At 47.1% G+C, this 15,186-nt stretch carries 13 protein-coding genes; 6 read left to right on the top strand and 7 right to left on the bottom strand.

Annotation, left to right across the window (positions count from 1 at the left end; genetic code table 11):
* Positions 1 to 485: 485 nt before the first annotated feature.
* Positions 486 to 968: a DUF3885 domain-containing protein gene (locus MRBLPE1_RS13600; protein ID WP_364146068.1), complete on the bottom strand. Its 483-nt coding sequence runs from the start codon at positions 966 to 968 to the stop codon at positions 486 to 488.
* Positions 969 to 2,045: 1,077 nt separating this feature from the next.
* On the opposite strand from MRBLPE1_RS13600, the gene MRBLPE1_RS13595 reads away from it, so the two are divergent.
* The gene (locus tag MRBLPE1_RS13595) at positions 2,046 to 3,752 is read left to right on the top strand and encodes a glycosyl hydrolase family 28-related protein (protein WP_364147284.1); all 1,707 of its coding nucleotides are present in this window, start codon (positions 2,046 to 2,048) and stop codon (positions 3,750 to 3,752) included.
* A 119-nt stretch (positions 3,753 to 3,871) separates the two neighbouring features.
* Here MRBLPE1_RS13595 and MRBLPE1_RS13590 read toward each other — a convergent pair whose 3' ends face one another.
* Both MRBLPE1_RS13590 and MRBLPE1_RS13585 read right to left on the bottom strand, forming a co-directional pair.
* Complete coding sequence (locus tag MRBLPE1_RS13590) at positions 3,872 to 4,078, bottom strand: hypothetical protein (protein ID WP_364146066.1); 207 nt, start codon at positions 4,076 to 4,078, stop codon at positions 3,872 to 3,874.
* Positions 4,075 to 6,156 (bottom strand): hypothetical protein, encoded by a 2,082-nt coding sequence (locus MRBLPE1_RS13585; protein WP_364146064.1) that lies wholly within the window; start codon positions 6,154 to 6,156, stop codon positions 4,075 to 4,077. The genes MRBLPE1_RS13590 and MRBLPE1_RS13585 overlap by 4 nt, the downstream gene beginning before the upstream one ends.
* Before the next feature lie 558 nt (positions 6,157 to 6,714).
* Between MRBLPE1_RS13585 and MRBLPE1_RS13580 the strand changes: the two genes are divergently transcribed.
* The 4 genes from MRBLPE1_RS13580 (at position 6,715) to MRBLPE1_RS13565 (ending at position 9,503) form a co-directional block, all read left to right on the top strand.
* Positions 6,715 to 7,341 (top strand): bifunctional transcriptional activator/DNA repair enzyme AdaA, encoded by a 627-nt coding sequence (locus MRBLPE1_RS13580; RefSeq protein ID WP_364146062.1) that lies wholly within the window; start codon positions 6,715 to 6,717, stop codon positions 7,339 to 7,341.
* 16 nt (positions 7,342 to 7,357) lie between these two features.
* A complete protein-coding gene (locus MRBLPE1_RS13575) occupies positions 7,358 to 7,906 on the top strand; it encodes a methylated-DNA--[protein]-cysteine S-methyltransferase (RefSeq protein WP_364146060.1) in 549 nt (182 codons plus the stop codon).
* Positions 7,884 to 8,612, top strand: coding sequence for a 2OG-Fe(II) oxygenase (locus MRBLPE1_RS13570; protein WP_364146058.1), 729 nt, complete (start codon positions 7,884 to 7,886; stop codon positions 8,610 to 8,612). The genes MRBLPE1_RS13575 and MRBLPE1_RS13570 overlap by 23 nt, the downstream gene beginning before the upstream one ends.
* A gap of 72 nt (positions 8,613 to 8,684) precedes the next feature.
* On the top strand, positions 8,685 to 9,503 hold the full coding sequence (locus MRBLPE1_RS13565; RefSeq protein ID WP_364146056.1) for an SPL family radical SAM protein: 819 nt from the start codon (positions 8,685 to 8,687) through the stop codon (positions 9,501 to 9,503).
* A gap of 7 nt (positions 9,504 to 9,510) precedes the next feature.
* On the opposite strand, the gene MRBLPE1_RS13560 is transcribed toward MRBLPE1_RS13565, so the two are convergent.
* From MRBLPE1_RS13560 to MRBLPE1_RS13550, 3 genes are all read right to left on the bottom strand, one after another.
* A complete protein-coding gene (locus MRBLPE1_RS13560) occupies positions 9,511 to 10,197 on the bottom strand; it encodes a DNA alkylation repair protein (RefSeq protein WP_364146054.1) in 687 nt (228 codons plus the stop codon).
* Between the two features lie 18 nt (positions 10,198 to 10,215).
* Positions 10,216 to 10,833 carry a DNA-3-methyladenine glycosylase family protein gene (locus tag MRBLPE1_RS13555; RefSeq protein WP_364146052.1) on the bottom strand — a complete coding sequence of 206 codons (618 nt, stop codon included), beginning with the start codon at positions 10,831 to 10,833 and terminating at the stop codon, positions 10,216 to 10,218.
* A 221-nt stretch (positions 10,834 to 11,054) separates the two neighbouring features.
* Positions 11,055 to 12,161 carry a glycoside hydrolase family 88 protein gene (locus MRBLPE1_RS13550; RefSeq protein ID WP_364146050.1) on the bottom strand — a complete coding sequence of 369 codons (1,107 nt, stop codon included), beginning with the start codon at positions 12,159 to 12,161 and terminating at the stop codon, positions 11,055 to 11,057.
* Between the two features lie 235 nt (positions 12,162 to 12,396).
* On the opposite strand from MRBLPE1_RS13550, the gene MRBLPE1_RS13545 reads away from it, so the two are divergent.
* Complete coding sequence (locus MRBLPE1_RS13545) at positions 12,397 to 12,780, top strand: DUF1801 domain-containing protein (protein ID WP_364146048.1); 384 nt, start codon at positions 12,397 to 12,399, stop codon at positions 12,778 to 12,780.
* 77 nt (positions 12,781 to 12,857) lie between these two features.
* Here MRBLPE1_RS13545 and MRBLPE1_RS13540 read toward each other — a convergent pair whose 3' ends face one another.
* Positions 12,858 to 15,128: a glycoside hydrolase family 3 protein gene (locus MRBLPE1_RS13540; protein WP_364146046.1), complete on the bottom strand. Its 2,271-nt coding sequence runs from the start codon at positions 15,126 to 15,128 to the stop codon at positions 12,858 to 12,860.
* Positions 15,129 to 15,186: the final 58 nt, after the last annotated feature.

Raw genomic sequence — 15,186 nt, 5'->3', positions numbered from 1 at the left:
CTGCTCATTTTCAAAATGGTTTTCATAAGTACGGACTCCTAATTTATCGAATTAGGTAATTTTAACTTTTCTCATTATTAGTGCCTGAATAGATGAATTTGTCATTTGGAAGCGCTTTATGTATGTTTACAAATATTCCTTCTTCAGATTCATTCAGTATATAGTTAAACTAACTCTTTTCCTTGTAAAATATAGGTTTTTGACTGTTCATCACTATGTCTTTCATTCAAATTTCATTAATAATTGCGCTCTATTTTTTATAAAATAAGGGACTATTGACTAGTGTCCTAGAAAAGTAGGACCCAAAAACACCATTCGACAACATTCGCATTTACTTGTTTCATGATCATTTTTGTACATGGAAACGTCTTTTTTATCTCTATGTAATAAAAAAACAAGCATTTCCGCAAAAAACGGATCTGCTCGTTTCCAAAAATTTCCTTATCGATGTTCAAAAAAAGTCATTTTAGCTTCTCTTCCACGCATTACTTATTTTGAAAATAGGAAAATAGACGACTCCATACCCCCCGGTATGAAAGCGCTTCGACAGGCATCCTGCCGAAAGTCTTATTTCCGATTACACACTGCGCATTGTTTAGAAAAAAACACTCCCACGCCTCTCCCATACGCTCATGGATAGCATCATAGGCCTCGCGCAGCCGAAATCCTCTGCGCTCTAGATGATGTGCGTCCGACGAACCGATGTAAATGAGGCCGCTGCTGCAAAACGACCATGCTGTTTGTTCGATGCGCCTGCCAAAGCCGCCAAGTAACGAATGGGTTGTCAGGTAGCTAATGCGATTGATCACATAAACTTCGTCATTTTTTGAAAAGAGAAAGTTACAAATGCTGTACGAGCGTTGCATTACTTCATTAAAGTATGCTTTTTCCTCAAGGCCGCTTATTCCAAGTTCAAATCTTATCCAGTATTTTTGCTTGAACAATTGATTAACTACATTGGTTTTCATGTGCTGTCCCTTCACTAACAGTTACTTCTTTTGTGAGCTTGTCGATTATAGGACAATTTGATTCCTCCTTTAATAACAAGCCTGCTCAAGCGTCTCAAGCATGGATAATAACTCCTTCTTTAGTTCTGGATCCGTTATAACGCCCTCTTTATTCAGTCTCAAATTGATGTGCGGTATGATCACTCTTTCTACAATTTCAGCATTGATCATTTTAAGGGTAAGCAGCAGTGAAGCATGGGCTTTATCACCGCCCATTGGAGTTGGTGAGGCGCTGTGGATTTAATATTTAATTGCATGTATCGATAACCATTGAGATTATCAGCATGTAAAAGTAATAATTCACTGTAGTCCGTATCTGATTTTAAAATTGCCTTTTCAATTTGAACATACAGAGATTTGTTTTGTTGCAGTAACCAAATGAAAAGGATGAAGGAAATAAAAATTAAGAGAATTATGATGGTTGGGTAAAGAGCCTTATTAGTCTTCATTTTCTCCTCTTTCACAGGGAATAGTAATCTGTTGAAACGTTGCTGACTGAAAGCGTACAATCGAAGCGTTCGACTCCCGGATACTTTTCCCCCAAACTCGTTATCGAGAAACCATTTTTTCTATAGGAACCAACAGCATCTTTATCGGTTTCCGCCTTTATTCTTACGATTCTTTTCTTTTTTATGAGTTCATTTATCATTCACTGCCTATACCCATACAGCGGTAATCGGTTTTAATTGCAATATGCTTTATCACTACGTTCGTATATGAATCCAATTAATCCTACCAGCTCATTATTTTTGAAACTTCCTATAAGTTCTCTTGAATCCATTTCTAAAAGACGCAGCCAACTGATTAACTGATCATCTTTAATGGTCTGGTCGTGGTGCAAAGCTCTTAGATTCATGATAACATGATTAAAATAAAGTCGGGGATGGGGCAATTACTTTAGAAAAGGAACAGATTTTTTAAGTGGAAGCAGTATGAATAAGAGATAATCTTGCTAATAGTAATTGGGCCGAAACTAGGAGGATAGAGATGGAGGGAAATAATAAGTTCATAATCAGCCGGAGAAAGCTGTTGGCGGGAATGGCAGCAATGGGCCTCAGTTTTATGAGCGGGGGTGTTATTAACCGTCTTTCCGACAAGAGCTCGAATACAGGAGTAAGTGTAAGAGATTACGGAGCCGCCGGCAATGGAGTGAAAGATGATACGGCAGCATTCCAGAAAGCAATCAACGATTGTGTAGCCAAAGGTTATAAACTATATGTTCCCGCAGGTAAGTATCTCATCAAGGGAACTCTCGATAATTTTGACAATCTGATTATGGAAGGTGTTTCGAATAATAAATCCTACTGGTCACAGACCGGTTATGACGATTTCGAAAAGGGGTCCGTTCTGCATGGTTCCGGGGATAATGTACTGATCGGAGGAAGCATAAAAAGGGCTCAATTTTCAAATTTATGTTTTGAAAATTTTGATCTGGTCGCCGGTGTATCCAGTCCCAGATATGTCCTTTTTGATTCCTGCAGCTTTAAGGAGATTCGTCGAGTACTCAGCGCACCAGGCAACAAGAAGGGTGCCTATCATAATTACAAATTCAGATACTGCTCGTTTACGGTTTATGATACAGACGTGCTGTTTGAAGGCAGAATCATTGACAGTTCATGGGATCAGTGTGTCTTTGTAGGAACAAAACCGTTTGATTGGGTACAGGCGATTGCCAATCAGGTGACAAACTGCCGGTTCGAATGGATTGACAGGGATGCCGCGATATCCATGTATGCCTGCCGCATGATTCAAATCTCCAACAATTTCTTTGACAGAGTTAGAGGAGCGGCTATTGAAATCAAACAGAAAAATAATGGAATTGTCATTTCTGCCAATCAATTCAACCGGTGCGGCAGCGGCAAAAATTCAGCCGGCGGCGGTACGAACATGAAGGAATTGTATAAATCTTTTGTGGTGGTGTATGGCGACTTCTCGGATGTGAACATCATTCAAAATACGTTTCTGAAGAGTCAAAGCAACGACCGATCGGGTGAATTATGTCCCCAATATGTGATCGCCAAGCGTGCAGACATACCGAACTGCCAATTCAAATTCCAAGGAAACGTCGTAGTTAATGGATTTGTCTCCTCATTGATTTTCGATGAAGATCAAACCTATGAAAATATTAAAATCGATGTGGATTATGTATTTCCCTCCCTTGCCGATTATGTGGTCAACTTGGCCCAGTGTGCTTCTCACGAAATTCAAACGTCCTGCGATACGGATACGATCGTGGAAGAAATACCGGCGCAGCTGACGGTTCGGAATAAGGCGAACATCCAAATTGCCGGGGAACAAAAGGGAGCGGTATTCGGCGGCAAGGTTAACGGTTTTATGCGTTATGACCGTGGAGAAGTCATTTTTGAAGATTACGCGTATCATAAAATCGTACCATTAAGTATGGATTGGAATAAATCTTATGACATCCCGCTGTCGCACATGGTGAAAGGAGTTTATTTGCACCTTTCCATTTTGTATTCGACGAGTGGAAATCCGGACGGTGGAGTGACTGTTTCCATGTCTGGATCTTCTACGTTAAGCTTGCCGAAACTTCCATTAAGCGGCTTTGAGAAAAAATTATACACGTCTAAATTTTATATTCCTTTCCAATCATCAAGTGACTCAGCCCGAATAAACGTATTTGCGGACGGTTCTTCGAACGGGACGGGATCCATTTTTATTCATGCACTCAGTGCGACTTACACATCTTTTACACCAAAACAGATGTATGATTTAATGAGTTAATATATTCTCGCTCGATGCCCACGATGATCCCGGTCAGAGTCGGAAATACGTGTGGTATAAACTGGACAGACGCACGCAAAAAGTGCCTGTTTCCGAAAGGAAACAGGCACTCTCCTTGATCATTTGGTTACTACAGTCAGCACCGGCGCATTACTTCCATTATCCTTTGTAAAAAAAACGATGCCGATATTGTTAGTCGCAATCGGATCCTTCACATGCAGGCTAACGATTTTGTTCCCCGCATTCCACGAATCATCCGCAACATGACCTTGCTCGGAAAAAGTAGAAATCTCGGCTTCTATCCTGACTAGAGAAGGAATTTTCAACGGGAAGCCCCGTTAAGGTGAACACTTTCTAATCCGGCATGTGCCGTCTTCATGATGTTGACCATATCCGCATAAGGCTGATCCTGCTGATTGACCAGGCCAACGTTGTAGCTCTCGCCGTCCGGACGCCCGGTAACCGGCTGATCGTAGTAGGCATACCAGCCTGAGCCGACAAACAACGGATGCGCAGCCTGGCTTTCCACAAAAGCTCGGTAAGCCATTCCTCTTTCACTGATGCTTGTTGTCATCGTAGCCGCACTGATATAGGAAAGTCCGCGTTCGGACGAGCCGAATGAATGTTCCAGATTCAACAGGGGCTTTCCATAATCTTCGTATCTGGAAATCCAACTCGCATCTCTTGCATAACTGTCCACGGAAAAGGCATCTACAAACTCCATAGCCGCTTGATCCCAATCTAAGCTGGTTCGCCAGGTAGGAACGATGGACGTGCCCAGGAACAGATGGTTCGGATCGTATTTTTTAATAATGTCCCTGATCAAGGAATAATAAGTTCTGGATGCCAGCCTGATATATTCCGATATATCGACCGCGGGAACTTTGGTGATATTGACCTTGGTATCTTTCAAAGCGTCAAACGATACAGCGTTCGTACCCAGAAGCTGATTGACCGCGTCGAGGCTGCCATTATATCTTGGCTCAAGAAAATCCACGAATGCGCTTTTTGCCGGAGAGGACGAAGAATAGGTCAGCACCTCTTTTACGATATCGGCATTCCAACCCGCTTCATTATCGTAGGTATAACCGATCAACCACTTGCTGTATCTCGCATTTTGAAGCTGTGTCTTCAGCGCGTACTCGATGATGGGCCCGCTCTGCGGGTCAAAAACGTCGTACGTCCATTGTATCCTTCTCAAATTCGAGGGGTCTTGCAGCGATTGAATGTACGGAAACGTTATGTTTTTCGGTTTGGTCCACTTGCTGAAGGTGTTAAAGCCCCACTGGATTAAACGCTTCTTCGTAATATCCTCCCATTTCGACTCAAATCCGCTTCCGTATTTTTTCATGACATTGGCCATAACGAAGCTGACGTATTCGCCGTTGGCATCTCTGGTGTAGGCGGGAGCGTAAGCAGTACGATCGGGCAATTCCTCAAAAATCTGCTTAGAGGTGCCGTCCGGTTTCAGGATCGACGTCTTATATCCGGTTTCCCATAAACTTGCTGCATCCACTCCTTTAACAATAAAGGGATATCCGTCCGGCGTAATAAACCACCATTTCCCGTTAATTGTTTGAAGCCTGAAGTACCCGGTGCTTGCTTGCTTTTCTAAGCTTTTAAAGCCTCCATATTGATCATATTTTGTGGGATCTAGCGAAACATTCGCCAAGGCAACGGCCTCATTCGCATATTCCAGCCGCAGCTGTGCTTCGGATGTAACCTTTCCGGCCCAGGTTTCATTCATCCATTGACCGAACTTGTCCGCCAGCAGAGCCTCCTTCTTCAATTCAGCTTTCAATCCTTCCTGGATAAGAGCAGGTCTCAGATATTGCCCCTCAACGCCAGTACCTCTATAAATCTCAACTTCCGTCAGCGGAATATGTTGATAGGCTTGGGTACGCTTAATGTTCAGCACGATAAACCTGACCGTCTTGTTTGACATCGGGATGGTTACCGAATAGTTTAAATCGGTTCCCGTTCTTACGTGTCTGGTTGCAATGTAATACCCCGTCGCCGATTCGGGACGGTACTTTACGGTAATGTCCTTAAATCCCCAATATTTGTTGGGTGAATTCAGCACCACGCGGATCTGGTGCAAGGGGTAGTCCTTCAACAGATCAATAACCACATTCACAGTTGAGTGAGAGTTTGCGCTACCCATCCAGCCTGCGTAAGCCGGGGTTCCGTCGAACAAGACGCCGTCCGCCGAGGATATAACCCCAGACTCGTTCCAGTCGGGAGAGTTCCCTGCGTTCGGAACAGGGCTATGAATATAGTTTCCTGTATTTAGCATAGTGTCTTCACCTCTAACTTTACCCATTGGGACAAAAACGGTTGTAACGACAAATGCCAATAAGAACGTCAAAATACCGCTGCGATTAAACTTTGATTTTTTGTTCATATTTAGTAGAACCTCCAGTTAGTGATACTCCCTATATCGTCATCTCGAACGGTTAATATTAGTGTTAAGTTATTAAATTTTTTACGTGTAACACTGGAAGAGCTGTGAATGAGAAGCCAGCACCACTGAGTTAGCAGAATTGTTGCGGCCGTACCCTTAATCACACGGGCATCATGGAAGCGATAATGACCATCATAATCCGAAGCACAAAAATAAGAAGCACACCGTGTTCGATGTTTTCGATGAACGTTGCTAGAACTGCCAGACGAAAGAACAGTCCGTGGACACTCGTACACCGCGGAAAGGGATTGGCTCCATTTTACAGAAACTGTATTCGTTTTGCAGGGCTCTCTCACAGTAGCAGGCTTTTATTATTTCACCTGTCTACCGTATGGGGAGCATATCAAACTTTTCCTAAACCGCCGCTGTTACTTATCTCCACGTTCCCAATTTACGGAAATTACAATCGTTAATCAATTTCGTTATCTTGCTATTCCATCCGCAAATGCGTACATACGTTCACTTTCGGGGTTATACTAGTGGTGGAGGTGAAGAGGCATGGTAAACCAAAGCAAGCAAAACCCGAACCAGCCCTTTTTCGATTCTCAATCCGCAGCGGAAACACCGTCAACGGCATTGGGACTTCAAGAAAAGTGGAATGCCGTCCTCGGCAACGATGCTTCTTATAATGAAACCTTTCTTTATGCCGTCAAGACAACGGGAATTTTTTGCCGGCCATCCTGCAAATCAAGACCGCCGAACCCGGATAATATCACTTACTTCGATACGGCTGAGCAAGCGGCGACCGCCGGATTTCGTCCATGCAAACGCTGCAAGCCGACCGGACAACGCCTGCCCGATGATGAATGGATCGCTGCCGTGACTGACTATATCGACCAAAACTATAGCAATGCTCTAACCTTAGAGCGGCTGGCAGAGATCTGTCACGGCAGCCCCTACCACCTGCATCGGACTTTCAGAAGGTTGAAGCAAATGACTCCCGTCGCTTATATCCAGCAGCAAAGGATTAACAAGGCGAAGGAGCTGCTCCTTTCTTCGGATGATCCTATTTCAGATATAGGCATTCGTGTGGGCCTAGCCAATACGCCGTATTTTATTACCCTTTTCAAAAAAATAACCGGACATACGCCGGCAAGCTTTCGGAAAAAACAAACTGATCATTGAATGGAGGCTTCATCCTATGGAAAACAACGCAAGCCCGCAATTATATTGGACGCTTCTGTCGCATGAGGAGTGGAATATTCACCTTGCCGCGACTTCTGAGGGCCTTTGTTTTGCCGGCTCTCAAAACCAACCGATGGAGGAGCTTGTTCAATGGGCGAAAACAAAGCTTCCGGGCAGCGTCTTGATTCAAAATGACCAGCTGCTGCAGCCGTACAAAGACGAGCTGATCGAGTATTTCCAAGGCAGGCGCACAAGCTTCACTGTCCCGTTCGATTACCGCGGAACCAGCTTCCAGCTAGAAGTATGGCGCGCGCTGAACGACATTCCTTATGGCCAAACCAAATCCTATTCGGATATCGCCAATCTCATTCAAAGGCCGGCCGCGGTCCGGGCCGTAGGCACGGCGATCGGTGCAAATCCGATCCTCATTACGATTCCCTGCCACCGCGTGATCGGTAAAAACGGAGCCCTAACCGGTTATCGCGGCGGCATGGAGATGAAAAAAAAGCTGCTGCAATTGGAGAATGAAGCGGCGAGACGGGATGGAGTTGAATCCCTTGCTTGAGCCTCTCGCCAGCCGTATCGCAAAGCTGGACATCGCAGCGCTTCAGCAATCGCTAGAAGAGCAGGGATTTGCGAAGCTGCCCGTCTTATTAGATCCTTCGGAATGCCGGGAAATGATTGGCACCTACGAGAACGAAGCGCTTTTTCGCAGCACCGTTAACATGGCAAGATACCGGTTCGGAATCGGAGAATATAAGTATTACAGCTCTCCGCTTCCCTCCATGCTGCAGCTGCTGCGTGAAGGCTTATATCCTGGCCTTGCTGTCACGGCTAACCGCTGGTTAGAACAATTAGGCAAAGAAGCCGCTTATCCGCCAGCCTTCCATGATTTTCTCGCCCATTGCCACAGCGAGGAACAGAGGCGTTCTACCCCGTTAATATTGAAATACGAAGCAGGCGGCTATAACTGCCTGCATCAGGATTTGTATGGAAAAGTATATTTCCCGTTTCAGGTCGTCTTTGCATTGAACCAGAAGGAGACCGACTTTACGGGCGGTGAATTTCTGCTCGTCGAGCAGCGTCCGCGAGCGCAGAGCCGTGGGCATGCCATTACGCTTGAGCAAGGCGAAGGCCTTATTTTCCCCACTCATGATCGACCGGTCTTAGGTACGCGCGGCTATTACAAGACGACGCTTCGGCATGGCGTAAGCACCGTTACCTCAGGAACGAGGTACAGCCTCGGCATTATTTTCCATGATGCCACGTAAACGCAGTTCCACATTCAAGGAGGTTTATCTTATGGCAATCATTCCAAAGCTTATTCACTTGCAGGTATCCCAATGAAAACCGAGTATTTATACAAGCAGCCTAAGACGCTTCTGAATAAGGGAACCGGTTTTCTGACTGGCTACAGCCATTCGCTGAACCCTTATACCGGCTGTGTTTTTGGCTGCTCTTACTGCTATGTCCGGAAAATGCCGGTTTCGCTGTTTAGAAACAAAGAATGGGGGACCTGGGTCGATATCAAGAAGGATGCTGCGGAGGTTTTTCGGAAGGAACTGCTTAGAGCCCGCACCAAAGGACCTGTCACGATCTTTATGTCCTCCAGTACCGATCCTTACCAGCCTATTGAGCATAAGGAAAGGATTACACGCTCCTTGTTGGAGGTCATGGTAGAGAATCCGCCCGACTTTCTGCTCGTTCAAACGCGCAGCCCGCTTGTCCGCAGAGATATCGATCTTTTGCTGCGGCTCGGGGGGAAGGTCCGCGTCAGCATGACGGTGGAGACGGATCTCGATGAGATCCGCAAGCATTTTTCGCCGCAGGCCCCTCCGATTCAAGCCAGGCTTAAGACTCTTCAATTATTGAAGGAAGCCGGTGTTCAAGCGCAGGCCGCAATCGCTCCCGTACTGCCAAGCAGCGAGGCATTTCCGGACAAGCTGCGGCCGCTTGTTGACCGAATCTGCATCGACGATTATTTTATGGGCGACGGCAGCAGCGGAAAAAGAACCCGGCAAATGGGCATTCATAAATGGTATGAGCCGCTGGGGCTTGAAGAATGGCATGATCCTTCCGCATATCAAATCGTTTATGAACGGATGAAGCGCGTTTACTCCGAGGAGCAAATCTATATCAGCCAGCAGGGCTTTGAACCCTAGCCTCTGGCTAGCGCTTTCGCTTCATGGCGCGAATCCGTGTTTTCGTTTCCGGATCTACGCGGTAGGATTCCGTTATTTTTTGCAAAGCTTTGTTGTATGTGAAATCGTCCAGAGAGCTGCTCGCCAAATAGGCTTGCGTGATCTCTGGCAGCTTCACATAACAAATCGAAATCGCCCACGCCACCGCCATTTTGACGTAGTAGCTGCTGCGGTCGGTCTGATCAAGTAGCCGCAATAGACGGTGAATGTAATCTTCGTCGATATAAAAATCAAGCAGCATGACGACGCCGAAGCGTATTTCATACTCTTTATCCGACGCAAGATACGGCTGTAAAAAATTCCACACGGTATCCTTGTTCGTTTTCGTGATCTTCAGTCCGATGCAGAAGCTGTCGCACACGGACCAATTGTCCATTTTCGGCACAAAATCAGCGATATAGGGCAAAACTTCCTCGATGTCGGCTTGTATATATCCAATGACCATCCCCTGCAGCATGACTTCCTCGAAGTACTCGCTTTCGGCATTTTCAAGAAATTGGCGCCAATCGCCCTTTGCGATCGTTTTTGCGAGCTTCCGCAGATATGGCAGACGAACGCCTAAAACGTTGTTTATGTTCGGAATAAGCGCAGCAGAAAATTTCCGGTAATCCTCCTCCGCCCACGCAAGCAGCTGTTCCTTAACGGTTATATCCATGACCTTGCTCCTTTTTGCTTATTCAAATGAAAGGTTCCATAAATAAATGGAAGCGACTGAACCATGCGGAGAATACCGGCGTCTATATCCGTCAAATTGCTCTTTGGTCAGCGAATCAAGACCATACAATTTCATCATACCGCGCCGGACGGCAATATCTCCCCAGCTGACGATATCCGGACGCTCCAGCGCATGAATAAGCAGCATTTCCGCTGTCCACTTTCCGACTCCCTTTAAGCCGATCAGCCTCTTTATGACTTCAGAATCCGGAAGCTGCCGCAGTTCATTCAATGGGAAGTCTCCCTGCGCGATCGTCTGCGCGATATTTTTAATGCATACGGCTTTTTTCATGGTCATGCCGCAGCCTTGAATCGCTTCGGCTGCCTGCATCGCCAGATTGGCCGGCGTGATTTCTCCCAGCCTTTCCTGCATTCGCTCCCATATGGTGCGGGCTGCCTTAGCTGAAATAAGCTGGCCGACAATCGCATGCACGAGTGCCGTAAACAACTCCGGCATGATGACCCGTTCGACCTTGCCCAGGCGCTCCATGGCTTCGCCAAGCACAGGATCAACGCTTTTTAAATAGTCGATTTCCTTAGCTCCATAATCAAAACACTTCGTTATTACGGCCGGCATTCCGCTTACCCTCCACCTTCAACGCCCATCGGCTCCGATTGAATGACGAGCTCATTTTATTTACACCTGTTCTCTAACTATACATCACGAGGCGGCGTATAGCAGAATATACGAATAGAAGAGCAAGATAACGAAGCTTCGCATTACGGAGATGAGGAGCCGGACAAAGAAAAACAGCCTTCCCGATAGTAAAGGAACGCTGCTTTTGTATAAATATAAGCTTAGTATATACGGTGTTTCCAGCCGTTTAGCTTGGCAACAGCCTCAAGATAATAATAATCGCCATAGATTAAGGAGCCTTCGGCGTTAGCTGATACGCTGCTCGAGCCATGCAGAAGAATAGCTTCATGCTCGGGGTTATCCCAGGTTGCGTAATTTTCAGTAAGCGAACGCAAAATACGCTCGGCCGCTCCCGCATACAGGCCTTTTTCGCCTGCCGGAACAACCTCCGCGATTTCAAGCAGGCCTGATGCTGCGATCGCCGCCGCCGAGCTGTCGCGGAACCGGCCTTCCACCGATTCAAAACGGAAATCGGAATAAGGAACATGATCCTCCGGTGAAGCTGCTATAAAATAATGCGCGATCCGTTTGGCCGTATCCAGGAACCGCTCATCGCCGGTATTGCGGTACGCATTAATGAAGCCGTACAGCCCCCAAGACGTACCGCGGCTCCAGGAGGATTCAGCAGACAGGCCTTGCCCGCCAAAGTTTTCAATATAGGTGCCTGTCTCCGCATCAAAGGAAAGAATATGCTTTGTCGAGCCGTCTTCGCGAATACCGTACTTCATCGTCGTTTCCGCATGGGCAGTTGCCATATGTTTATAACGAGGATCACCCGTCACCTTGCTCGCCCAGAAGAGCAGCGATATATTAAGCATGCAGTCGATGATTACCCAGCCATGCTTGTCTTCATTCCAGGCACGAATAAACCGGCCTACCGGATTGTATCTTGCCGCCAGGAAGTTGGCTGCTTCGATCCCGCGGCGAAAAGCATCCTCATCGCCGGTAATCGTATGCTTAATGACTGCCGTGGATAGGAATTGAAAGCCAACATCATGATGCATCTCCACCGTCGGTTTAATGAACCATTGCTCGAGCTCCTCATCCCAGCGCCACGCCGCCTCTTTATAATGCGCCTTGCCCGTCATGTCATGCATAATCCAGAGCATGCCCGGCCAGAAACCGGTGGTCCACCAATCGCTGCCGATATCATCGTATTTCCCGTCTTCTTTCGCAAAATGAGGACATTTATCGCCCATCTGCCCAATCGTCCGCGTCACTTTTTTATCGAGTCTTTCCATGATTTCCTGCCAATATGCTGTGCTCATCTCATCAGCCTCCACCGTTTTTCTTGATTATAGCCGGATGAAAGCGTTAAATGTATTGCATTAATGCTTAAAAATGTTGATATCTTGTTGTTATAAGGCCGCTGCGCGAGCAGATCATTCTTCCGATCGCTGTTGCAGCCTGAGTCTTTGATTTTCTTATCCTCTGCAGGGTAGCTTGATTCCCTCTTTTTACATTCCTTTACATTATTCTTCAAGCTATGGTATATATAAATAAATGAATCTAATTCTAACCAAGAAGGTGAACGGGATTTCTACGAATCCAGAAGTTACCGCTTTTATCGATAGCATGAGCCAACCCTGGCAAATCGTGATTAGCAATGAGCTCCGCCAAATGATTCATCAATCGATCCCGGATGCCGCAGAGCGTATTCAATACAAGAAGCCGCATTTTCTCAAAAACGGGAAATACGCGGCCGTTATCTCGCCTTCCAAGGATGCGTTAAGCTTTATGATTTTTAACACAGCTGAGCTTGAGCTGCCCACTGGCGTTGTTTTCGAAGGGCCGTCTGAACGAAAATGGATCAAAATTCGCGAGGGACAAGCTCCGGACTACGCTATGCTTAGCAATCTCCTTATTCAAGCGTCAAGCTCGCTTTAGGTGATCAAACAAAGAGAAAACGAAAAAACCATCGCGAGCCTCGCGATGGTTTTTCGTTATCTATAGACTGTAATGTATTATTTTTTATATTTCGCAGTTCTTGCGTCTTGGATCGTTCCGCTCCAGTTCAAGCCGAAAGCGAAATCATAAACGTTATTCTCGGAATCCACATGACACGCCATATCATGCGCAACGTCCTCCAGCTGCTCTTCTACTGTCTTCATATTAGCCGGCATTTGCATTGGCAGAAGGCCTGACGGCTCTACATTCCCGGTCAAAACCTCCATGATTGCTTGGTCCTGCACGCCAAAATTAGCAATGATCGCATCGACCGCCGATTCAAACTCCTCCACGACAGCCGGATTAGCCAGCAAAAGCGAGACAACGACAGGCTTGCCCTTCATTTTCTCCTTTGTATCCAGAACCGCATCTAAATCGCTCGTATTGTGAGCCGTGACGCTTTTGCCTTTATAGGAACGATTAAGCACATCGCCTTCCCGCGGATCGCCTGCCAAACTTTGCTCACGGGCATGCTCAGCCGTGTACGTCTTATACTGGAGACTGATAGGCATGTATCCGTTACCGCCCATCTCGGCATCCTCTTGGCTGTAACCAACGCCAGACTTTGGATTGCTGATGAATACGAGAGCAAAATCAGCCGCATCCGCATCATCCGTTATATTGAAATATTTGCGGACGATATCAAGGTTTACCGGATATTCCAGCGTTTCCGGCGTAGGAAAGCCAAACCAATCCTTTCCTGCCGGGGTAAATCTCTTCGGAATATATACCGTGCTTTTCAATGGCAGAGGCAGCAGCTGCGCTTTGTTTTTGAGAAGTACGATCGATTTCAGCTGGGCTTCATAACCTTCTTTCATGAAGGCGGGACTGCCCACGATTTGCGCACTCTCTTCCACCTGCAGGTAAGGATTCTCGAACAGCCCAAGGCGGAAAATGTTTTTCAGCAAGCGTACTGCCGATTGCTCGAAACGGCTGCGCATAAAGGCTTCGCCATACTCTGCGACTCCCATTTGATAAGCTTCCAGCACGGGAGCAATCTCATTATTGCCGCCAAATTGGTCGACGCCGGCCATAAGCAGCTTGTAATGGCGCTCCGCCACGGATAGGCCTTCTACTCCCCACGGCTTTCCGCTTAGAAAAGAATCCTTGCTTGGCGTTTCATCCGCCGTTATTAACCAATCCGTGCATACGACGCCGTCATAGCCGTACTTGCCGCGAAGCAGATCCTGAATAAGATACGTGTTGTAGGAGTTGCCTACGTTCTCGCCGTTTACACCGTCCTGATCAACCGAGACCGTATAATACGGCATAACTGCCGAGGCTTTGCCCGTCTTGCCATCCAGCTTAAAGGCCCCATCCACGAACGGAATCAGATGCTCTTCGAAATTTCCGCCCGGATACACGGCATACTTGCCGCATCCATAATGTGCATCGCGTCCCGCTTCGCCGGAGCCGCCGCCCGGCCAGTGCTTCACCATCGCGTTTACGCTTTCGTAACCCCAGCCGTCTGCAATTTCATTATCACCGGCTGAATTCTGAAATCCATCAACATAAGCACGCGCCATATCCGCGGAGAGCCTGGAATCCTCGCCGAAGGTGCCGTTAAAGCGGAACCAGCGCGGGTCGGTCGCGATGTCAATTTGCGGGGAGAGTGCGGTGGCAAGGCCCAATGCGCGATATTCCTTGGCCGCGATTTCTCCGAATTTCTCCGTTACCTTTGGATCGAAGGTTGCTGCCAGTCCCAGCGTTTCTGGCCACATGGAGATGTGACCGCCCGAGCCCGCGTTAAATTCCGAGCTGGAATCCGAGCCATGTCTAGGGTCGGAGCTGTTGTTTGCCGGAATGCCAAAACCCGTTCCTTCCGCAAAAGCCTGGACGGCATTATTCCATCTCGCTGCGGTCTCCGGGGATTGCACCGTCGTAATCAAGACATGCCTAAGATGATCGCGGGCCAAAAATTGCAGCTGCTCATCGGTAAGCTCCCAAGGCTTCGCCCCGCTTTCTTCATAGCTTTTGCCGCCATACGTACTGGCGAACCAGCCATGGGAAGCTGCCGGAATCGATTGATGCCTGCTGTACAGCATCAGCCCCGCGATCTGCTCTACGGACATTTGGGAAGCCAGGTCCATGGCCCGCTCCTCTGGCGACAGACGCCAATCCTCGTATTTGTCCAGCGATCCGTTTTGATTCAAATCCTTAAAGAACAATCCGTCCTGCTCCACAATCTTCACGCCGGATGCCGGGGAGTAACCAAGCGTCGGTCCTCCGTCATTGCGAACATAATGTATGCCCTCTTGGAGCTTTTCTTCGGTCATATCCTGTTTCATCGTTGTCGTCCTCCCATTTATATAGCCTTATTTTCTTTTTCATCTATTCAATGATAAC

This window comes from Paenibacillus sp. LPE1-1-1.1 (assembly GCF_040676435.1).
Lineage (GTDB): Bacteria > Bacillota > Bacilli > Paenibacillales > Paenibacillaceae > Pristimantibacillus.
Note: the sequence above shows the minus strand (reverse complement) of the source record. Positions and strands in the feature narration are given on the sequence as shown.

Bases quoted from the DNA above. Each gene is read 5' to 3' on its own strand.
- MRBLPE1_RS13600 (WP_364146068.1), bottom strand. From the start codon at position 968: ATGAAAACCAATGTAGTTAATCAATTGTTCAAGCAAAAATACTGGATA.
- MRBLPE1_RS13595 (WP_364147284.1), top strand. From the start codon at position 2,046: ATGGCAGCAATGGGCCTCAGTTTTATGAGCGGGGGTGTTATTAACCGT.
- MRBLPE1_RS13585 (WP_364146064.1), bottom strand. From the start codon at position 6,156: ATGAACAAAAAATCAAAGTTTAATCGCAGCGGTATTTTGACGTTCTTA.
- MRBLPE1_RS13580 (WP_364146062.1), top strand. From the start codon at position 6,715: ATGGTAAACCAAAGCAAGCAAAACCCGAACCAGCCCTTTTTCGATTCT.
- MRBLPE1_RS13575 (WP_364146060.1), top strand. From the start codon at position 7,358: ATGGAAAACAACGCAAGCCCGCAATTATATTGGACGCTTCTGTCGCAT.
- MRBLPE1_RS13570 (WP_364146058.1), top strand. From the start codon at position 7,884: ATGGAGTTGAATCCCTTGCTTGAGCCTCTCGCCAGCCGTATCGCAAAG.
- MRBLPE1_RS13565 (WP_364146056.1), top strand. From the start codon at position 8,685: ATGAAAACCGAGTATTTATACAAGCAGCCTAAGACGCTTCTGAATAAG.
- MRBLPE1_RS13560 (WP_364146054.1), bottom strand. From the start codon at position 10,197: ATGGATATAACCGTTAAGGAACAGCTGCTTGCGTGGGCGGAGGAGGAT.
- MRBLPE1_RS13555 (WP_364146052.1), bottom strand. From the start codon at position 10,833: ATGCCGGCCGTAATAACGAAGTGTTTTGATTATGGAGCTAAGGAAATC.
- MRBLPE1_RS13550 (WP_364146050.1), bottom strand. From the start codon at position 12,161: ATGAGCACAGCATATTGGCAGGAAATCATGGAAAGACTCGATAAAAAA.
- MRBLPE1_RS13545 (WP_364146048.1), top strand. From the start codon at position 12,397: ATGAATCTAATTCTAACCAAGAAGGTGAACGGGATTTCTACGAATCCA.
- MRBLPE1_RS13540 (WP_364146046.1), bottom strand. From the start codon at position 15,128: ATGAAACAGGATATGACCGAAGAAAAGCTCCAAGAGGGCATACATTAT.